We start from the raw sequence: 20580 nt of genomic DNA on the forward strand, positions 1-20580 counted from the left end.
GTCGATGGACACCTTCGCCCTGATCGCGACCGTAGGCGTCGCGCTCTTCTTCACGTACACGAACGGCTTCCACGACTCCGCGAACGCCATCGCCACCTCGGTGTCGACGCGGGCGCTGACCCCGCGGGCGGCGCTCGCCATGGCGGCCGTGATGAACCTGGCCGGTGCCTTCCTTGGCTCCGGCGTCGCCAAGACGGTCAGCGAGGGCCTGATCGAGACCCCCCAGGGCTCGACGGGGATGGGCATCCTCTTCTCGGCCCTGGTCGGCGCGATCGTCTGGAACCTGGTCACCTGGTACTTCGGCCTGCCCTCGTCCTCCTCCCACGCCCTGTTCGGCGGCATGGTGGGAGCGGCGCTGGCGGGCGGCACGGACGTGCTCTGGGGCGGGGTGGTGGAGAAGATCGTCATCCCGATGTTCGTCTCCCCCTTCGTCGGCCTGATCGTCGGCTACCTGGTCATGACGCTGATCATGTGGCTGTTCCGGCGGTCCAACCCGCACAAGGCCAAGCGGGGCTTCCGCATCGCCCAGACCGTCTCGGCCGCCGGCATGGCGCTCGGCCACGGTCTCCAGGACGCCCAGAAGACGATGGGTGTCGTGGTGCTGGCCCTGGTGATCTCCGGCCACGAGACGTTCGGCGACCCGATCCCGGTCTGGGTGAAGATCGTCTGCGCGGTGATGCTGTCCCTGGGCACCTACGCCGGCGGCTGGCGGATCATGCGCACCCTGGGCCGCAAGATCATCGAGCTGGACCCGCCGCAGGGGTTCGCGGCCGAGGCCACCGGCGCGTCGATCATGTTCACCACCGCGTTCATCTTCAAGGCGCCGATCTCCACCACCCATGTGATCACCTCGGCGATCATGGGCGTGGGCGCGACCAAGCGGGTCAACGCGGTCCGCTGGGGCGTGGCCAAGAACATCGTCCTGGGCTGGTTCATCACCATGCCGGCCGCCGCCTTGGTCGCGGCCCTGGCCTTCGGCATCGTGAAGCTGGTGGCCCTGTAGGCCCCCCGCCGCCCCTGTAGGACCCCGCCGGACGAACGCGACGGGCCCGCCCCCGGGAGCTGGGGGCGGGCCCTTCTGCGTCCTCGCGGTGGCACCGCCATGCAGCACCGCGAGGGGTCCGTTCCGTCCCGGCGGGCCGGGGCGGGGGGCCGGTCAGCCGAAGCGGCCGGAGATGTAGTCCTCCGTGGCCTGGACCGACGGGTTGGAGAAGATCCGCTCGGTGTCGTCGATCTCCACCAGCCGGCCCGGCTGGCCCACCGCCGCCAGGTTGAAGAACGCCGTACGGTCCGAGACCCGCGCCGCCTGCTGCATGTTGTGGGTCACGATGACGATCGTGAACCGGTCCTTCAGCTCGCCGATCAGGTCCTCGATGGCGAGCGTGGAGATCGGGTCCAGGGCCGAGCACGGCTCGTCCATGAGCAGCACCTTCGGCTCGACCGCGATGGCCCGGGCGATGCACAGGCGCTGCTGCTGGCCGCCGGAGAGCCCGGAGCCCGGCTTGTTCAGCCGGTCCTTGACCTCGTTCCAGAGGTTCGCGCCCTTGAGCGACTTCTCGACGATGTCGTTCAGCTCGCTCTTCTTGTAGTTGCCGTTCAGCCTGAGGCCCGCCGCCACGTTGTCGAAGATCGACATGGTGGGGAACGGGTTCGGGCGCTGGAAGACCATGCCCACCTCGCGGCGCACGGACACCGGGTCGACCCCGGCGCCGTACAGGTCCTCGGCGTCCAGGAGCACCTTGCCCTCGACGCGCCCGCCGGGGGTCACCTCGTGCATCCGGTTCAGGGTGCGCAGGAACGTCGACTTGCCGCAGCCGGAGGGGCCGATGAACGCCGTCACCGAGCGCGGCTCGACCGTCATCGAGATGTCCTCGATCGCCTTGTGGGAGCCGTAGTAGGCGGTGAGCCCGCTTACGTCGATTCGCTTGGCCATGTCTGCTTCACTTCCAGGAAATTCAAGCTCGGTCGCTGTGGGGCCGCGTCGGCGGCCGGCCAGGCGGCGGTGGCCGCGGCGGGTCAGCGCGGGGTCTTCCAGCGGGCGATGCCGCGGGCCACCAGGTTGAGGATCATCACGAAGGCGATCAGCGTGAGGGACGCCGCCCACGCGCGGTCGTACGCCGGGTCACCGCCGGCGGCGTACTGCTGGTAGATGTACAGCGGCAGCGAGGCCTGCGCGCCCTCGAACGGGTTGTTGTTGATGAAGGGGTTGCCGAACACCAGCAGCAGCACCGGCGCGGTCTCGCCCGCGATCCGGGCGATGGCGAGCATGACGCCGGTGGTGATGCCGCCGATGGCGGTCGGCAGGACCACCTTCAGGATGGTCCGCCACTTGGGCACGCCGAGTGCCAGGGATGCCTCGCGCAGCTCGTTCGGGACGAGCTTGAACATCTCCTCGGTGGAGCGGACGACGACCGGCATCATCAGGATGGCCAGGGCCAGCGAACCGGCGAAGCCGAACGGCTCCAGCTCCAGGATGAGCATGAGGCTGAGGATGAACAGGCCCGCGACGATCGACGGGATGCCCGTCATGACGTCGACGAAGAAGGTCACCGACCGGGCGAGCCGGCCGCGCCCGTACTCCACCAGGTAGACGGCGGTGAGCACGCCGATCGGGGCGCCCATGAGGGTGGCGAGGCCGACCTGCTCCAGGCTGCCGATGAGGGCGTGGTAGATGCCGCCGCCGGTCTCGGTGTCGGCGACGATGCCCATGGAGTGGGTGAGGAAGTAGACGTCGAGCACCTTCACGCCGCGCGAGACGGTCGTCCACACCAGGGAGACCAGCGGGACGACGGCGAGCAGGAAGGCGACCCAGACCAGCGAGGTGGCGACCCGGTCCTTGGCCTGCCGGCGGCCCTCCACCCGGGCGGCGATGCCGTAGGTGCCGAGGACGAACAGGATCGCGGCGATCAGCCCCCACTGGACCTCGCTGTCCAGGCCCGCGCCGAGGCCGATGCCCACGGCGACGGCGACGGACCCGGCGGCGATCGCCCAGGGGGACCACTTGGGCAGGCGGGCGCCGCTCAGCGACCCGCCGCGCTTGTCGGTGACGGCTGCGGTGCTCATGCGTTGGCCCCCGAGTACTCCTTGCGGCGGGCGATGATCGCGCGGGCCGCGCCGTTGACCAGCAGGGTGATGACGAAGAGGACCAGGCCGGAGGCGATCAGCGCGTCCCGGCCCTGCTCGCTGGCCTCGCCGAACTTGCTGGCGATGTTCTGGGCGAAGGTGCCGCCGCCGGGGTTCAGCAGGCTGGCGTGGATGTCGTAGTCCGGGGAGAGCACGGTGGCCACGGCCATCGTCTCGCCGAGGGCACGGCCGAGGCCGAGCATGGACGCGGAGATCACACCGGAGCGGCCGAAGGGCAGGACGGACATCCGGATGACCTCCCAGCGGGTGGCGCCGAGGGCCAGGGCGGCCTCCTCGTGCATCCGCGGGACCTGCCGGAACACCTCACGGCTGACGTTGGTGATGATCGGCAGGATCATGATCGCCAGCAGGATGCCGACGGCGAGCATGGTGCGCGGCGCGCCCTCCTCCCAGGAGAGGATCCCGGTCCAGCCGAAGTAGGTGTCCAGCCAGCCGTACAGGCCGCGCAGGTGCGGTACGAGGATCAGGGCGCCCCACAGGCCGTAGACGATGGACGGCACGGCGGCGAGCAGGTCGATCACATAGGCGATCGGGCCGCTCAGCCGGCGCGGGGCGTAGTGGGTGAGGAATAGCGCGATCGCGACGGCGATCGGGACCGCGATGACCATGGCGATCACCGAGGAGACGATCGTGCCGAAGGCCAGGACCGCGATGCCGAAGACCGGCGGGGTGAGGTTGGTGTTCCACTCGAAGGTGGTCAGGAAGTTCCCGTGGTCCCTGCCGATCGCGAGGGAGGCGCGGTAGGTGAGGAAGACCGCGATCGCGGCCATGATCACCAGCAGCAGGATGCCGGAGCCGCGCGACAGGCCGAGGAAGATGCGGTCGCCGGGCCGGGTGGCGCCACGGGCCGCGCGCTTGCGTTCGGTGAGCGAGGGCGGGGAGGCGGGGGGAGGAACGTCTGTCGTCGTCGATATGTCCATCGGGTTCTCCGGTCTGCTAAGCCGCGGCCCCCGCCGGGGGCGCGGCTCGTGGCGGCGGTGCACCGGACGGTGCGGCCCGGCCCGGGCGGGCGTGCCGGGCCGCACACTCACGGATCAGGTCAGCTCAGGCCCTCGATGGTGGTGCGGACCTTGGCGATGATCTCGGCGGGGATGGGGGCGTAGTCGTTCTGCGCCAGCACCTTCTGGCCGTCCTCGCTGGCGATGTAGCGCAGGAACGCCTTGGTGGCGGGCAGGGTGTCGGCCTTGTTGCCCTTGTCGCAGACGATCTCGTACGTGACCAGGGTGATCGGGTAGGCGCCCTCGGCCTTGGTCTTGTAGTCGAGCTGGAGCGCCAGGTCCTTGCCGGTGCCGATGACCTTGGCGGCGGCGATGTCCGCGGTGGCCGACTCGGTGGACGGCTTCACCGGGGTCTTGGCGCCGGTGTCGATGGCGACGGTGTCGATGCCCTTGGCGAAGGACAGCTCGAAGTAGCCGATCGCGCCGGAGTTCTGCTTGACGCCCTGGGCCACGCCGGCCGAGCCGGAGGCCGCCTGGCCGCCCTGCGCCTGCCAGGCCTTGCCACCGGAGTACTTCCAGTTCTCGGGCGTGGTCGCGAGCAGGTACTTGGTGAAGTTGTCCGTGGTGCCGGAGTCCTCGGAGCGGTGGAAGGCCTGGATCTTCAGGTCGGGCAGCTTCGCGCCGGGGTTGAGCTTCTTGATCGCCTCGTCGTTCCAGTTCTTGATCTTGCTGTCGAAGATCTTGGCGATGGTCGGGGCGTCCAGGACGAGGTTGTCCACGCCGGGGACGTTGTAGCCGAGGGCGATCGGGCCGCCGACCATCGGCAGGTCGATGCCCTGGCCGCCGTCGCAGACCTTCTTGGAGGCGGCGACCTCGTCGGGCTTCAGCGCGGAGTCGGAACCGGCGAACGCGATCTGGCCCTGGGTGAAGGAGGTGACACCGGCACCGGAGCCGGCGCCCTTGTAGTTGATCTGCACGTTGCAGGCCGGGGAGAAGACCTTGGTCCAGGCGTCGATCGCGTTCTTCTGCGCCGAGGAGCCGTCCGCGAGCAGCTGACCCTTGGCGTCGTCGCACTTGACGGAGCTCGCGTTCGCGGCGGCGGAGGAGCCCCCGTTGGCGTTGCCTTCGCCGTTGTCGTCGGAGCCGCACGCCGTCAGGGCCAGGGCGCTGGAGACGGCGACAGCACCGAGAGAGAGGGCGCGCAGCCGGTTCTTGCGCTGAAGCTTCACTTTCGGGAGTCCTTCCAGGAGCCGCCGCGATCGGCGGCGCGCGAGGTAAGTGGGTGCGGTGCGCGCGAGCGCAATCCATGCCGCACTCCGCACCGGGTACGGCCGAAATTAGGCAGAACAGGTGAAGCCGCCGATGGCCAGAAATGAACGCAGAGTGAACCCCTGCCATCGGCCCGGTTAGGTCACGGAATGCTCACGGGGAGAGCACGTAGAGGTTCCGACGATTTGTCGCACGAACACCCGTGCGCCGTTCCTCACCCGTTCGGCGGAACCCCGTGACGCGCGACGCCGTCTCGTTCCACAGGAGCCGAGGAAAGGGCGACGGACATGGAACGGCGTACGTTCATCTCGGGCGGCGCGGCCGCGCTGGCGACGACCGCGCTCACCGCGTGCGGAGCGGGCAAGGACTCCTCCGCGCCCCCCGCCTCCCTCACCGGCGCGACCTCCCTCGCCGCCCTGCGCACCACCGGATCGGCCAGGGCCGCCGCCAACTGGACGGCCCTCGCCCGGGACCTGGACGGCACCCTCGTCCGGCCCGGCGACGCCACCTGGAAGACCGCCCACCAGCTCTACAACACCCGCTTCGACGGCCTGAAACCGGCCGCGGTCGCCTACGTGGCGCACACCGCCGATATCCGCACCACCCTGGCGTACGCCCGCGCGCACGGCGTCAAGGTCGCCATCCGCAACGGCGGCCACTCCTACGCCGGTTACTCCTCCGGCGACCAGCGGCTGATCATCGACGTCTCCCGGCTCAACCGGATCCGGGTCAGCGGCGGCCAGGCCGTCGTCGGCGCCGGCGCCAAACTCATCGACGTCTACCGCGCGCTCGCCGCGAAGGGCGTGACCATACCCGCCGGCTCCTGCCCCACCGTCGGCGTCTCCGGCCTGGTGCTCGGCGGCGGCCACGGCGTCGCCTCCCGCGCCTACGGCCTGACCTGCGACAGCCTCACCCAGGCCACCCTGATCACCGCCGACGGCACCCAGCTCACCGCCGACACCGGCCACCACGCCGACCTGTTCTGGGCGCTGCGCGGCGCGGGCAACGGCAACTTCGGAGTCGTCACCGAGCTGCACTTCCGCACCCACACCGCGCCGCAGGCCGTCACCGCCTACCTCACCTGGCCCTGGTCCAAGGCCGCCAAGGTGCTCAAGGCCTGGCAGGAGTGGGGTCCCTCCCAGCCCGACGAGATCTGGTCCTCCCTGCACCTGGCCTGCTCACCGGGCCGCACCCCGACCGTCTCCGTCTCCTGCTTCTCCCTCGGCACCTACCGCGAGCTGCAGAACGCCGTGGACCGCCTGGCCCACCTGGCCGGCGCCAGCGCCCGCTCGGTCTCGCTGCGCCGCCGCGGCTACGAGGAGGCCATGGAGATCTACGCCGGCTGCTCCTCCTTCGCCACCGACGCCCAGTGCCATCTGCCGGGCTCCACCCCGGGCCGCTCCCCGCAGGGCCGGCTCGGCCGGGAGACGTACGCGGCCCGCTCCGACTTCTTCGACCGCTCGCTGTCGGCGGCCGGCATCCAGACCGTGCTGAAGCAGATCGCCTCGGTGCGCGGCGGCGCCGGCAGCATCGCCTTCACGGCGCTCGGCGGCGCGGTCAACCGGGTCTCCCCGACCGCCACCGCGTTCGTCCACCGCCGCTCGCGGATGCTGGCCCAGTACATCGCCTCCTGGGGCGCGGGAGCCTCCGGCGCCACGGCCCAGTCCTGGCTGACGTCGGCGCACAAGGCGATGGCCCCGTACGCCTCCGGCGCGGCCTACCAGAACTACACCGACCCCACGCTGAAGAACTGGAAGAAGGCGTACTACGGGGACGCGGCGGCGCGCCTGGACAAGGTGAAGAAGCAGTACGACCCCAAGCGGTTCTTCTCGTACGCGCAGGGGCTGTAGAACCCGTCAGCGTTCAGGAACGGGAACGGGAACGGGCCGGCTCCCCGCCGAGGAGGAGCCGGCCCGTTCCCGCTTTCCCGCGCTTTTCCGCCTTACCGCTTACGCGGCCAGGTCCCGCTCCCCGGCCTCCGCCGAGCGGCGCGCGCCGGGCAGCACCGGGACGTCCGGCGCCGTGCGCCGCCGCACGAGCCACCCCACCCGCGGCGAGCGCTCCACCGCCCGCACCAGCGGGGTGAGCAGCGCCATGGCGAGCGGGGACAGCAGCAGCACGACGGCCGTACCGAGCGCGAAACCGCCCACGACGTCCGTCGGGTAGTGCACGCCCATGTAGACCCGGCAGAAGCCCTCCAGCAGGGCCAGGCCGATGCCGACGAGGCCGAAGCGGCGGTTGGCGACGAAGAGGCCCACACCGAGCGCCATCGTGAGCGTCGCGTGATCGCTGACGAAGGAGAAGTCGTCCTTGCCGGAGACCAGGACGTCCAGGCCCTGATGGTCCCGGAACGGGCGGGGACGCTCCACGAAGCCCCGTATCGGGACGTTCACGAGGACCGCGAGGCCCGCCGCGAGCGGCGCCCACACCAGCGCGGCCACCGACGGCGCCGCCTCTTCACCGCCCCGGCGCCGCACGCCCCACCAGCACCACAGGACCAGCAGCACCATGGCGAGCAGCAGCCCGTACTCGCCGACGAACTCCATGACCCGGTCGAACCAGTGCGGCGCGTCCTTGGCCAGGCCGTTGATGTCGTAGAGCAGGTCGACGTCGGGGTTCGATCCGGATTCGGCGAGTACAGCCATGGTGCTGCGGCCCCTTCGTCGTTCGTCCGGACGCACCGGGTGTGCGTCGCTCCAGCCCCCCGTGGTTCGTAGATCCGCTTCCGCTGCATTCCCGCACTGACGTCCGCTCGGCTACGTCAACAGGAACGCACGGGCACCATGAATACGTTCCACTCTCCACTGAATGATCACGCAGACGTTATCGAAGAGAGACTCGTCAGCGCAGCTCAGGGGGCAGCTTCACGCATCGTTCACACGGTCGTGGGAAGTGCCTGCGCGCCCTCCTCCGTTACCCGTGTCGCGCCGAAGTAGTCCGGGGTGTCGATCGGGTCGAAGCGGATCACGGCGCCGGTGCGCGGGGCGTCGATCATGTACCCGCCGCCGACGTAGATCCCCACGTGCCGGATGGCCCGCGAGTCGGTGAGGTCGTCGGAGAAGAAGACCAGGTCACCGGGGAGCAGTTCGTCCCGCGAGGGGTGCGGCCCGGCGTTGTACTGGTCGTTGGCCACACGGGGCAGCTTGATCCCGACCTTCTCGTACGACGCCTTGGTCAGCCCCGAGCAGTCGAAGCGCCCGCCCTGCTCGGGGGTGCCGTTGCCGCCCCACAGGTACGGCGTGCCGAGCCGGCTCTGCGCGAAGGCGATGGCACCGGCGGCCTGCCGGGTGGGGTCGAGCCGGCTGACCGGCGCGGCGAAGCTCTTCTCCAGGCTGCGGATCCGCTTCACGTAGTTCTGCGTCTCGCTGATGGCCGGCACCCCGCCCGCCCGGATCACCCGGTAGGCGCCCGCGTTGTATGCGGCGAGCATGTTGTCGGAGACGTCACCGGGCACGTCCTTGACGTACTTGGCCAGTTCGCAGTCGTACGAGGCCGCCGACGGAATCGCGTCGTCCGGGTCCCAGATGTCCCGCTTGCCGTCACCGTCGCCGTCGATGCCGTGCGTCGCCCAGGTGCTGGGGATGAACTGCGCGATACCGCGCGCGTCGGCCGGGCTGACGACGGTCGGGTTCCACCCGCTCTCCTGGTACAGCTGCGCGGCGAGCAGCGCGGGCGAGAGTGCCGGGCACAGATTGCCCCACCGCTGCACCAACGACTTGTAGGCGGCCGGCACCGCCCCCTTCGCCAGCCCCCGGCTCCCCGAGGTCACCCCGTTGACCAGGTTCCCGGCCACGATGTACACACCGACGACCAGCAGCATCACGAAGCTCACGCCGAGCGCGCCGGCCGCCCCACCGATCACCCATGACTTCCGCACGGTTCAACTTTCCCCCATCGGGGGCCGATCCAAGACCCCTTTCTCATGATGTGGCGTCATTTCGCGGTGACTCCCGCGCACATGAGTCGTTGCGGCGGCCCGCCCCGAGCCCGGGTCAGGAAGATCCCGCCGCCTCCTCGTACAGCTCCGCCGCCACGCGCCCCAGCACCACGCTGTACGAGGTCCCGGCCGTACTGCCGCCCTCCTCGTGACCGCCGAGGACCCCGACGATCTCGTGATCCCCGTTGACCCAGGGGCTGCCGCTGGTGCCCCCGGTGAAGTCGGGGCAGTCGACGCGCTGTTGGGTACGGCTGTGCCGGGCCGGCTTGTCGGTGCAGGTGATGGGGACCTCGCGGGAGCCCGGGTACCCGGTGACGGTCACCCCGGTCGCGCCGGTGGCCACGCCGGGCGTGAACCGGTAGGCGCCCACCACGTCCTCCACCCGGTCGCCGTCCCGCCCGGCGACGGTGGCGAAGGCGAGGTCGCTGTCCTCGTCCCGGTCCCGGACCCACCCGTCGGGCAGGAACCGCCGCGTCACCCTCCACACCCCGTACGGCGCCCGCCCGGCCCGGTAGCCCGGCACGAACACCAGGTCGCGACCGGGGTCGTCCAGGCAGTGGGCGGCGGTGACGATCAGATCGCCGCGCGGGCCGTGCGCCACCGACGCGGTGCAGAAGTGACCGCCGGCCGGACGGCCCGCCCCGTCCGCGGCGAACAGCGCGCCCACCCGGGCGCTCCACCGGTTCGCCGCGGCGTCCACGGTGACCCCGAACGGCCCCGGCCCGTCGTCGGCGGCGGCCACGGAGGCCGAGGTCAGCGCGAGCAGCACCACCGTGCTGAGCAGCGCGGGCCGCGAGGTGGCCGAGCGGCGTGAGATGCGCTTCATCGGGACCGAGTCTGACCGTCAAAGGTGAGAACGAAACCCCGAGTTGCCTGAGATTTCCCTGTGAATCGGCACCCCCGGGCGCACCCGTCGGCCGCCCCGCCCGTGAGAACATCGACGCGACGCCTCACCCGACCGGCCGTCAAAGCCGCGCAGGTCGTAAGGGGGGTCAACGACGGAGCCGCACACCAGGTTCCGCTCCGACCTCATTGCCCGGGGTGACCTGCCGTGATACACAGAGTGACGGTAGGTGCCACCTAGACGAAACCCGCCAGTGAATGACGCCAAGTCGACATACGTTGGCGACGTTGTCGGCGACAATGAGGCCTGACCTCTGCGCCCGCAGGGGCTCGCGGAACTACCCACCAGGGGCGGTGACTTACATGCTCTTTGCGGCCGACAAGGGAGACATCAACACCATCATCGGCGGGATCGCTCCGGACTGGGGCCCCTTCGGCAGCCTGGGCAACGAAGCCAAGGTGATGATCGAGGTGGTCATGGCCGTCGCCATCCTGCTGTGCCTCGGCATCGCGGTATGGGGGGCGGCCAAGCAGCGTATCGGTGCCACGGCCCTGCGGGACACGTTCAGCGCGGAGCAGGGCAAGGGCCTGATCATCGCCGGCCTCACCGGGGTCTTCATCATCGGCTCCCTCGGCACACTGTTCACCATCGTGTACGGCATGGCGGTGTAACCCCACGCGTTCCGGGCACGCCCGGCCACGACTGTCCCCTCCACCCCACCCACCCGTCGTGCCCACCGGCTGAGGTTGCGTTTCCCTGATGTCGAGTCACCACACCGCGCCCGCGCGGGAACCAGCACGGCTACCGTCGTATGTCTACGAGGTGGAGGGGGCGTACGCGGCATGAGTCCCGGAGACGAGCAGGGTTACCGCGACTACCAGGGCTACGGCGACCACCCGGAACCCGGCCAGACCCGGACCCGGCTCCCCGACCCCGACCCCTACGGCGGCGCCCCCCGCCGCCCCCAGCGCTCCTCCTCCAGAAGCCTGATCACGGTGGTCGGCGTGGTGGTCCTCCTCATCGCCGCCATCGCCTTCGCGAACCGGGGGGGCGGTGACGGGAGCACCACCGCATCGACAAAGCCCGACCAGCCGAAGGCCGCCGCCACCGCCCCCACCGGAACCAAGCCGCTCACCACAAACCCCGGCACCATCCCCTCCGGCTTCCCCCACACCACCCAGGGAGCCCAGAGCGCGGCGGCGAACTACGCGGTGGCACTGGGGTCGGCCGACATGTTCGTCAAACCCCGCCGGGACGCCATCCTGCAGGCCGTCATGACCCCGTCCCGGGCCGCAGGTTCCGCGGCGGCGTTCGACAAGGCGTACACCCCTGCCTTCGCCAAGTCCCTCGGTCTGAATGACGACGGCACCGCTCCGAAGGGCTACACGTTCGTGTCCCGCACGAGCCCCATCGGCACGAAGGTCACCGAGACCACCGACAACACGGCGACGGTCGACGTCTGGTGCAGCGGCTTGCTCGGTCTCGCGGGTGAGAATTCCACGAACCCGGTCACCAACAGCTGGTTCACCATCACGATGAAGCTCGATTGGGTCGCCGGCGACTGGAAGATCGCCGCGCACTCCCAGAAAGAGGGCCCTGCGCCCGTCCCCGGTGACGACAGGGCCTCCAGCTCCGAAGAGATGTCGAAGGCCGTCGATGAGTACGGAGGGTTCACCTATGCCCGCTAACCGCCGCGTACTCACGCTGGCCGGTGCGGTCGCGACCGTTCAGACGGCTGTGATCCTCACGACCGCCCGCGCCTACGCCGCCCCCACGCCTACGCCCACGGACCCGTCCTCGCCGTCCCCGACGCCCACGGCCACGAAGAGCGCCGGCGTCTGTGACCTGGTCCCCGGCGCCGCCCGGGACCAGTGCGAAAGGGAGAACGGCTCCTCCGGCACCTCCCCCTCCGGCCCCGGCAACCCCCTCACCGACACCCTGGATCCCCTCTCCTCGCTGGCCAAGGGATGCGCGGACGCCGCCTCCTGGACCGTCGACAAGCTGAGCAAGGCCGTCAAGGAGACGGCCACCGTCGACTTCACCAATCAGGCGTTCCTGAAGCAGTACGCGATCGTCTTCGCCGCCTCCACCATCCTGACGCTTCTGCTGTGGCTGCTCGCCGTGGCCAAGCGCGCGGTGCGCGGCGTGCCGCTGACCACCGCGATCACCGAAGCCGTCGGCTTCCTCTGGCTGACCGTGCTGGCCTCCGCCTTCACCCCGCTGATCCTGTACACCGTCGTCTCGGCCACGGATAGCGTCACCGACGTCCTCGCGAAAGCCACCGGCGACCAGGCCGACACGTTCTTCGGCACCTTCTCCGGCGCCCTGAAGAAGGGCAACGACATCGGCGGCGGCCCCATCATGCTGATCGTCGTCTCCCTGGTCAGCATCCTCGCCGCCGGCGTCCTCTGGCTGGAGCTGGTCATCCGCGCCGCCCTCCTCTACGTCGGCGCCCTCCTCGGCACCGTCGTCTACGCGGGCCTCGTCGACAAGAACCTGTGGGGTCACGTCCGCCGCTGGGCCGGCATCATGATCGCCGTCATCCTCGTGAAACCGGTCATCGTGATCGTCCTCGGCCTGGCCGGCGCCCTGTCCGGCGACAACGGCCCCGACGCCTTCTCCGCCGTCGTCTCCGGCCTCGCCATCATCCTGCTCGCCATCTTCGCCAGCGCGATGATCTACCGCTTCGTCCCCGGCTTCGGCGACGAGATCGCCAGCGGCCGCAACAACCGCATCATGCAGGGCGCGGAGAGCAAGGCCGCCGCCGTCATCAGCTCCCCCGCCACCCTCGTCGCCCAGGGCATCAAGACCCACAGCTCCCGCGCCGACAGCAACGCCGCGGCCGGCCAGTCGAGCAGCACCCCGCGCCAGGCCAACCCCGCCTCCGGCGGCGTCGCCGCCCACAGCAGCCGTACCCCGGCCGGGAACGGCGGCGGAACCGTCCCCTCCGCCACGCCCGCGCCCCGCGCGTCCAGCCCGGTCAACACCCCGCACGCCAGCAACACCCGCAACAACCGCTCGGGAGGTGAAGGGCGTTGACGACCGAGTCCCATCTGTCCCATCCGGTCACGCCCCGCCGTACGTATCTCATCGGCCGCGCCCGGCCGAACGCGATCATCGGCCGCAACCGTGAATCCGGCGAGATCGCCCTGATCATCGCCGGCGCGTTCCTCGGCATGATGTGCGGCCTCCTCGTACCGGTCCTGCCCCTGCGGATCGCGCTGCTCATGGGCTTCCCCCTGCTCGCGCTCGCCGCGGTCTACGTGCCGTACAAGCACCGCACGTTCTACAAGTGGTTCGAGATCAACCGCTCGTACAAGCGGACCGTCAAGCGCGGAGCCGTCTACCGGTCCAGTGCCATGGAGGCCGGCACCCGCCTCGACGGCCGGGAGATCGAGGTCGGCCCGCCGCCCGGCATCGGCCGCATCACCTGGCTCGCCGCGCCCTTCGGCCCGGACGAGATCGCCGTCCTGCTGCACGCCGACCGCAAGACGGTCACCGCCGCCATCGAGATCGAGGGCCCCGGCGTCGGCCTGCGCGACTCCGAGGACCAGGAGGCCCTGGTCGACCGCTTCGGCACGCTGCTCAAGCACGTCGCCAACGGCGACGGATTCGTCACCCGGCTGCAGATGCTCGCCCGCACCCTGCCCGCCGACCCCGACGCGCACGCCAAGGACGTCGCCGTGCGCGGCGACGACCGCTCCCCGGACTGGCTCCAGCACTCCTACGACCAGCTCCAGTCCATGGTCTCCACCAGCAGCGAGCAGCACCGCGCCTACCTCGTCGCCTGTATGCACTACAGCCGGGAACTGGCCGCCGAGGCCCACGCCATGGCCCGCGCCGCCCGCACCCGCGGCGGCAGGGTCGACCGGGACGCCGGGCTCGCCGTCGTCATGGCCCGCGAGCTGACCGACATCTGCTCCCGGCTCCAGGAGGCCGACATCCGGGTCCGCCAGCCGCTCGGCCAGGGCCGGCTGGCCTCCCTGATCCACTCCATGTACGACCCGGACCACCCCATCGACCACATCCAGGCGATGACCCAGCGCAACGCCTGGCCGGCCGAGCTGGACGCCGTGGAGCCCACCTACCTCCAGGCCAAGACCCGCGAGTCGTCCACCCGCGCCCCCTGGTGCCACGCCACCGCCTGGGTGAAGGAGTGGCCGATGACCCCCGTCGGCGTCAACTTCCTCGCCCCGCTCCTCGTCCACACCCCGGACGTCATCCGCACGGTCGCCGTGACCATGGACCTGGAACCCACCGAGGTCGCCATCGAGCGGATGCTGACCGAGAAGACCAACGACGAGGCCGAGGCCTCCCGCGCCGCCAAGATGAACCGGACCGTCGACCCCCGGGACATCGCCGCGCACAACCGCCTCGACCAGCGCGGCGAGGACCTCGCCAGCGGCGCCGCCGGCGTCAACCTGGTCGGCTACATCACCGTCTCCGCCCGCTCCCCGGAGGCCCTGAACCGCGACAAGCGGACGATAAGGGCCTCCGCCGGCAAGTCGTACCTCAAGCTGGAGTGGTGCGACCGAGAGCACCACCGCGCCTTCGTGAACACACTTCCGTTCGCCACCGGCATCCGAAGGTAGGGGCTGATTCTCCGATGCGGGATCCGCTGTCCGTCCTCACCGAGGCCTTCACCTCCTTCCTCTTCGGGAAGGTGGAGACGACCCGCCCGCCGGTGCGCACCTCCACGGGCCAGGCCCAGGCGGTCTACCTGCCCACGGCCGCGCCCGGCCTCGGCGACTCCGGCGTCATCATCGGCCGCGAGGTGTACTCCGGGAAGGGCTACATCTACGACCCCTTCCAGCTGTACGGCCAGCAGCTGCCGGCCCCGCACTGGCTGGTCCTCGGCGAGTCCGGCAACGGCAAGTCGGCGCTGGAGAAGACGTACGTCCTGCGCCAGCTCCGGTTCAAGGACCGCCAGGTCGTCGTCCTGGACGCGCAGGGCGAGGACGGCGTCGGCGAGTGGAACCTGATCGCCGAGGAGCTGGGGATAACCCCCATCCGGCTCGACCCGACGGCCGCCCTCGACCACGGCATCCGGCTCAACCCCCTGGACCCGGCGATCACCACGACCGGGCAGCTCGCGCTGCTGCGGACCATCATCGAGGTCGCCATGGGCCACGGCCTGGACGAGCGCGCCGGCTTCGCCCTGAAGGTCGCGCACTCCTACGTCAACGAGACGATCACCGACCGCCAGCCGGTCCTCTCCGACATCGTGGAGCAGCTACGGCACCCCGAGCCGGAGTCGGCGGAGGCGATGAACGTCGCCATAGACGACGTACGGGCGTGGGGCCTGGACGTCGCCCTGGTCCTGGACCGCCTGGTCGACGGCGACCTGCGCGGCATGTTCGACGGCCCGACCACGGTCGGCATCGACCTCGACGCGCCCCTGATCGTCTTCGACCTGTCCCACATCGACCGCAACTCCATCGCCATGCCGATCCTCATGGCGATCGTCGGCGTGTGGCTGGAGCACACCTGGATCCGCCCCGACCGGAAGAAGCGCATCTTCCTGGTCGAGGAGGCCTGGCACATCATCAACAGCCCGTTCGTGGCCCAGTTGTTCCAGCGGCTGCTGAAGTTCGGACGCCGGCTCGGCCTGTCCTTCGTGGCGGTCGTCCACCATCTGTCCGACGTGGTCGACGGGGCGGCGGCCAAGGAGGCGGCGGCCATCCTGAAGATGGCGTCGACCAGGACGATCTACGCCCAGAAGGCGGACGAGGCGAGAGCCACCGGCCGGGTCCTGGGCCTGCCCCGCTGGGCGGTCGAGATCATCCCCACGCTGACGCCCGGCATCGCGGTCTGGGACGTCAACGGCAATGTCCAGGTGGTCAAACACCTGGTCACCGAGACGGAACGGCCGCTGGTCTTCACCGACCGCGCCATGACCGAGTCGTCCAGCGACCTCGAGGTCGACGACGCCCTGCGCGCGGCCGAGCTGGAGGCCGAGCGGCGGGCGGCGGCCTTCGTGGAACAGCACCTGGGCGACTCCGAGTCGACGGTGGCCTAGAGGGAGTACAGTGTGAGACCGGACGATCACCGTGACATCCGCCGGGAACGCCAGGGCGGCATCCCCGACGGACTGCTGATCGGCATCCTCGCGTTCCTCATCGGCATCACCGTCCTGGTGTGGTCGGCCACCGGCCTCTCGGCCCGGTTCGCCCAGGGCGCCTGGCCGGAGGGCGTCACCTTCACCCGCACCCCCCTGGCCATGCGCCACCTCATCAGCCGGCCCCACGACCTGCCCGGCGCCTGGCCGGAGACCCCGCCGGGCCAGCTGTCCGGCTGGGGCCTGTTCTGGGGCCTGTTCCTCGGCCAGCTGATGATCCTCTTCGTCCTCACCGTGTTCGCGATGAGCACGGTGGCCCGCTGGCGGGCGGCCAGGCTACGCCGGTCCACGGCGGCCCGGGACACCCCGCGGCACCCCGCGCAGGCCGAACCGCGGTACGGGGCCCAGGGACCGCGATACGAAGCCCAGGAGCCGCCGTACGAGGCCCCGGGTCCGCACCACGCCGTTCAGGAGTCCCGCCACAACGTCCCCGAGCCACGCCATGAGGCCCCTGTGCCGCGCGTGGAGCCCCTGCCGGCGGAGCCAGTGGGCGCGACGGCGGCACCGGCACCGCCGGTCGCCCTGTCCGCCGTCGGTGACCGGTCGGGCGGCTGGGAGAAGGTCCTCCTCGCGCCCCGGGAGGCCCGGCAGACGGCCGCGGCCCAGGCCGTACGGGACGCGGAGGGCCCCGTCGTCCTCGTCACCTCGAACCCGGCCCTGTGGGCGGAGACCAAGGACACCCGGGCCAAGCTGGGTCCCACCCTGCTCTACGACCCCACACATCTGTGCGACACCCCGGCCCGGCTGCACTGGTCCCCCACGGCGGGCTGCGAGGACAGACAGACGGCCCTGCACCGGGCGACGGCCCTGCTCGCCCCCGTACGGCCCACCGCGCGGATCGACCAGGCGGTGGCCGACACCGCCACGACCCTGCTTCGCAGCTATCTGCACGCCGCCGCCCTGGAGAACCGCACCATCCGGCATGTGCACCGCTGGGCGCAGGGCACCCAAATCCAGGACGCCGTACGCACCCTGCGCACCCACCCCAAGGCCGCGTCCGGCGCCGCCGGCGAGCTGGAGGCGGCACTCACCGCGCATCCGGAACGCCGGGACATCGCCCAGGAGTTGACCAGCAGGGCCCTGTCGGCGCTGTTCACGGTGAACATCCGCGAGGCGTGCACCCCCAACCGAACCGATGCCCTCGCCCTGGATTCCTTCGTCCATGAAGGGGGCACGCTTTATATGGTCGGTGCATCCATCGAGGACCCGCGGAGCAACCCGGGCGCGATGCCGCTCCTGACGGCCCTCGTCTCCAGCGTGGTCGAGCGCGGCCGGCGCATGGCCGAACGGTCATCCTCCGGTCGGCTCGACCCACCACTCACCCTGGTCCTGGACGACATCGCGGCCGTGGCCCCGCTCCCCGAGCTGCCGGATCTGCTGGCCACCGGAACCGACCAGGGCCTGCCGACGCTCGCCCTGCTCCGCTCCCGCGAACAGGCCCGCGCCCGCTGGCCGCACCAGGAACTGCCCGTCTAGGACGGCCGTTCCAGGACGAACTCCAGCTCGTCGGCGGTCTCGTCCTTGGAGAAGGCCACGACGAGGCCACTGGGCGCGAACCCGATCCTCCGGTAGGCGGTCTGGGCGCGGAGGTTGTCCTCGTGGACGAACAGCCGCACCCGCTCGGCGTCCTGCTGCCACGCCCAGGCCAGGCCGGACGCGAACAGCGCCTCGATCAGCCCGTTGCCCCGGTGTTCCGGCCGTACGAAGACGCCGGCCGCGTGTCCCTGCCGTCGCTCGACCGGGTTTCCGGCCCAGTCCTGGGTGCCGGGCTCCTCCATGAGCACGGTGACGGAGCCGGCCCAGGTCCCGTCGAGGGCCTCGGCGATGAACTGCTGGGCGGTGGTGGAGCCCTCGCCGGAGCCGACGGCCCGGTCCTGCCAGAAGGAGTCGGGCTTGCTCGCGGCCTCCTCGTAGGTCTCCAGGAAGGCGAGGTGCGCGACCGGGTCCCGCAGCGCGTCCAGACGCAGCTGCCTCACCCGCTCCCAGTCGTCGGGGCGTATGGCACGAACGACATAGTCGTTCCTGGTGACAGCGGTCATGTGGCCACGGTAATCCACATCCCTCGGCCCGGAAAACAGAAAACCCCCGCACCGTGAGGTGCGGGGGTTTTCCCAAAAATTGTTCGGCGGCGTCCTACTCTCCCACAGGGTCCCCCCTGCAGTACCATCGGCGCTGTGAGGCTTAGCTTCCGGGTTCGGAATGTAACCGGGCGTTTCCCTCACGCTATGACCACCGAAACACTATGAAACAATCAACCAGACCGCTTAAAAAGCGGGGCTGTTCGTGGTTTCAGAACCAACACAGTGGACGCGAGCAACTGAGGACAAGCCCTCGGCCTATTAGTACCGGTCACCTCCACACGTTACCGTGCTTCCAGATCCGGCCTATCAACCCAGTCGTCTACTGGGAGCCTTACCCCATCAAGTGGGTGGGAGTCCTCATCTCGAAGCAGGCTTCCCGCTTAGATGCTTTCAGCGGTTATCCCTCCCGAACGTAGCCAACCAGCCATGCCCTTGGCAGAACAACTGGCACACCAGAGGTTCGTCCGTCCCGGTCCTCTCGTACTAGGGACAGCCCTTCTCAAGACTCCTACGCGCACAGCGGATAGGGACCGAACTGTCTCACGACGTTCTAAACCCAGCTCGCGTACCGCTTTAATGGGCGAACAGCCCAACCCTTGGGACCGACTCCAGCCCCAGGATGCGACGAGCCGACATCGAGGTGCCAAACCATCCCGTCGATATGGACTCTTGGGGAAGATCAGCCTGTTATCCCCGGGGTACCTTTTATCCGTTGAGCGACGGCGCTTCCACAAGCCACCGCCGGATCACTAGTCCCGACTTTCGTCCCTGCTCGACCCGTCGGTCTCACAGTCAAGCTCCCTTGTGCACTTACACTCAACACCTGATTGCCAACCAGGCTGAGGGAACCTTTGGGCGCCTCCGTTACCCTTTAGGAGGCAACCGCCCCAGTTAAACTACCCATCAGACACTGTCCCTGATCCGGATCACGGACCCAGGTTAGACATCCAGCACGACCAGACTGGTATTTCAACGACGACTCCACCCACACTGGCGTGCGAGCTTCACAGTCTCCCAGCTATCCTACACAAGCCGAACCGAACACCAATATCAAACTGTAGTAAAGGTCCCGGGGTCTTTCCGTCCTGCTGCGCGAAACGAGCATCTTTACTCGTAGTGCAATTTCACCGGGCCTATGGTTGAGACAGTCGAGAAGTCGTTACGCCATTCGTGCAGGTCGGAACTTACCCGACAAGGAATTTCGCTACCTTAGGATGGTTATAGTTACCACCGCCGTTTACTGGCGCTTAAGTTCTCAGCTTCGCCCACCCGAAAGTGAGCTAACCGGTCCCCTTAACGTTCCAGCACCGGGCAGGCGTCAGTCCGTATACATCGCCTTACGGCTTCGCACGGACCTGTGTTTTTAGTAAACAGTCGCTTCTCGCTGGTCTCTGCGGCCACCCCCAGCTCAGAGCGTAAAGCTCATCACCAGGTGTGGCCCCCCTTCTCCCGAAGTTACGGGGGCATTTTGCCGAGTTCCTTAACCATAGTTCACCCGAACGCCTCGGTATTCTCTACCTGACCACCTGAGTCGGTTTAGGGTACGGGCCGCCATGAAACTCGCTAGAGGCTTTTCTCGACAGCATAGGATCATCCACTTCACCACAATCGGCTCGGCATCAGGTCTCAGACTATGTGCAAGGCGGATTTGCCTACCTTGCGTCCTACACCCTTACCCCGGGACAACCACCGCCCGGGATGGACTACCTTCCTGCGTCACCCCATCACTCACCTACTAACCGCTTGGTCCGGCGGCTCCACCACTTTCCATTCCCCGAAGGGTCCGGAACGGCTTCACGGCCTTAGCATCACGATGCTCGATGTTTGACGCTTCACAGCGGGTACCGGAATATCAACCGGTTATCCATCGACTACGCCTGTCGGCCTCGCCTTAGGTCCCGACTTACCCTGGGCAGATCAGCTTGACCCAGGAACCCTTAGTCAATCGGCGCAAACGTTTCTCACGTTTGTATCGCTACTCATGCCTGCATTCTCACTCGTCAACCGTCCACGACTACCTTCCAGTGCCGCTTCACCCGGCAGACGACGCTCCCCTACCCATCACAGCCTCCGTTGGGAGTACATGCTGCAATGACACGACTTCGGCGGTACGCTTGAGCCCCGCTACATTGTCGGCGCGGAATCACTAGACCAGTGAGCTATTACGCACTCTTTCAAGGGTGGCTGCTTCTAAGCCAACCTCCTGGTTGTCTCTGCGACTCCACATCCTTTCCCACTTAGCGTACGCT

The 20580-nt window shown here is 69.1% G+C and carries 16 protein-coding genes and 2 rRNA genes (1 of these 18 cut by a window edge); 8 read left to right on the forward strand and 10 right to left on the reverse strand.

What is annotated here, in order from left to right; translation table 11 throughout:
- Window positions 1-4: 4 nt before the first annotated feature.
- Entirely contained in the window at window positions 5-1003 is a 999-nt protein-coding gene (locus HB370_RS19190) for an inorganic phosphate transporter (protein ID WP_030791890.1), read from the forward strand.
- 153 nt (window positions 1004-1156) lie between these two features.
- Here the strand turns inward: HB370_RS19190 and pstB are convergent, their stop codons facing one another.
- The 4 genes from pstB to pstS all read right to left on the reverse strand — a co-directional run bounded on the left by pstB (window position 1157) and on the right by pstS (window position 5311).
- Complete coding sequence (gene pstB, locus HB370_RS19195) at window positions 1157-1933, reverse strand: phosphate ABC transporter ATP-binding protein PstB (RefSeq protein ID WP_030612576.1); 777 nt, start codon at window positions 1931-1933, stop codon at window positions 1157-1159.
- A gap of 83 nt (window positions 1934-2016) precedes the next feature.
- Window positions 2017-3063, reverse strand: coding sequence for a phosphate ABC transporter permease PstA (pstA, locus tag HB370_RS19200; RefSeq protein WP_030791887.1), 1047 nt, complete (start codon window positions 3061-3063; stop codon window positions 2017-2019).
- The gene (gene pstC, locus HB370_RS19205; protein WP_030791884.1) at window positions 3060-4064 is read right to left on the reverse strand and encodes a phosphate ABC transporter permease subunit PstC; all 1005 of its coding nucleotides are present in this window, start codon (window positions 4062-4064) and stop codon (window positions 3060-3062) included. Before pstC ends, pstA begins: the two co-directional genes overlap by 4 nt.
- 119 nt (window positions 4065-4183) lie before the next feature.
- Window positions 4184-5311, reverse strand: a complete 1128-nt coding sequence (pstS, locus tag HB370_RS19210) for a phosphate ABC transporter substrate-binding protein PstS (RefSeq protein WP_030791882.1) — start codon at window positions 5309-5311, stop codon at window positions 4184-4186.
- 327 nt (window positions 5312-5638) lie between these two features.
- Between pstS and HB370_RS19215 the strand changes: the two genes are divergently transcribed.
- A complete protein-coding gene (locus tag HB370_RS19215) occupies window positions 5639-7201 on the forward strand; it encodes an FAD-binding oxidoreductase (protein WP_030791879.1) in 1563 nt (520 codons plus the stop codon).
- 99 nt (window positions 7202-7300) lie between these two features.
- On the opposite strand, the gene HB370_RS19220 is transcribed toward HB370_RS19215, so the two are convergent.
- The 3 genes from HB370_RS19220 to HB370_RS19230 form a co-directional block, all read right to left on the reverse strand.
- Window positions 7301-7996, reverse strand: a complete 696-nt coding sequence (locus HB370_RS19220) for a phosphatase PAP2 family protein (protein WP_030791875.1) — start codon at window positions 7994-7996, stop codon at window positions 7301-7303.
- 230 nt (window positions 7997-8226) lie between these two features.
- Window positions 8227-9228, reverse strand: coding sequence for a bifunctional lytic transglycosylase/C40 family peptidase (locus HB370_RS19225; protein ID WP_030791873.1), 1002 nt, complete (start codon window positions 9226-9228; stop codon window positions 8227-8229).
- 115 nt (window positions 9229-9343) lie between these two features.
- Window positions 9344-10114: a trypsin-like peptidase domain-containing protein gene (locus HB370_RS19230; RefSeq protein ID WP_030791870.1), complete on the reverse strand. Its 771-nt coding sequence runs from the start codon at window positions 10112-10114 to the stop codon at window positions 9344-9346.
- Window positions 10115-10494: 380 nt separating this feature from the next.
- Between HB370_RS19230 and HB370_RS19235 the strand changes: the two genes are divergently transcribed.
- The 6 genes from HB370_RS19235 (at window position 10495) to HB370_RS19260 (ending at window position 17726) form a co-directional block, all read left to right on the forward strand.
- Window positions 10495-10803, forward strand: coding sequence for a hypothetical protein (locus tag HB370_RS19235; protein WP_014673544.1), 309 nt, complete (start codon window positions 10495-10497; stop codon window positions 10801-10803).
- A gap of 171 nt (window positions 10804-10974) precedes the next feature.
- A complete protein-coding gene (locus tag HB370_RS19240) occupies window positions 10975-11820 on the forward strand; it encodes a hypothetical protein (RefSeq protein WP_030791866.1) in 846 nt (281 codons plus the stop codon).
- Window positions 11810-13171, forward strand: a complete 1362-nt coding sequence (locus HB370_RS19245) for a hypothetical protein (RefSeq protein WP_030791864.1) — start codon at window positions 11810-11812, stop codon at window positions 13169-13171. Before HB370_RS19240 ends, HB370_RS19245 begins: the two co-directional genes overlap by 11 nt.
- Window positions 13168-14724, forward strand: a complete 1557-nt coding sequence (locus HB370_RS19250; protein ID WP_030791862.1) for an SCO6880 family protein — start codon at window positions 13168-13170, stop codon at window positions 14722-14724. Before HB370_RS19245 ends, HB370_RS19250 begins: the two co-directional genes overlap by 4 nt.
- A 14-nt stretch (window positions 14725-14738) precedes the next feature.
- Entirely contained in the window at window positions 14739-16151 is a 1413-nt protein-coding gene (locus tag HB370_RS19255) for an ATP-binding protein (protein ID WP_030791860.1), read from the forward strand.
- Window positions 16152-16163: 12 nt separating this feature from the next.
- A complete protein-coding gene (locus HB370_RS19260; protein WP_030791858.1) occupies window positions 16164-17726 on the forward strand; it encodes a type IV secretory system conjugative DNA transfer family protein in 1563 nt (520 codons plus the stop codon).
- On the opposite strand, the gene HB370_RS19265 is transcribed toward HB370_RS19260, so the two are convergent.
- From HB370_RS19265 to HB370_RS19275, 3 genes are all read right to left on the reverse strand, one after another.
- Window positions 17723-18289 carry a GNAT family N-acetyltransferase gene (locus tag HB370_RS19265; protein ID WP_030791856.1) on the reverse strand — a complete coding sequence of 189 codons (567 nt, stop codon included), beginning with the start codon at window positions 18287-18289 and terminating at the stop codon, window positions 17723-17725. The two genes, HB370_RS19260 and HB370_RS19265, sit on opposite strands and share 4 nt — an antisense overlap.
- An 81-nt stretch (window positions 18290-18370) precedes the next feature.
- A 5S ribosomal RNA gene (gene rrf, locus HB370_RS19270) occupies window positions 18371-18487 on the reverse strand.
- Window positions 18488-18569: 82 nt separating this feature from the next.
- A 23S ribosomal RNA gene (locus HB370_RS19275) occupies window positions 18570-20580 on the reverse strand (it continues 1112 nt past the right edge of the window).

The sequence above is a fragment of the Streptomyces sp. DSM 40868 genome, from assembly GCF_011820545.1.
Taxonomy (GTDB): domain Bacteria; phylum Actinomycetota; class Actinomycetes; order Streptomycetales; family Streptomycetaceae; genus Streptomyces; species Streptomyces eurythermus.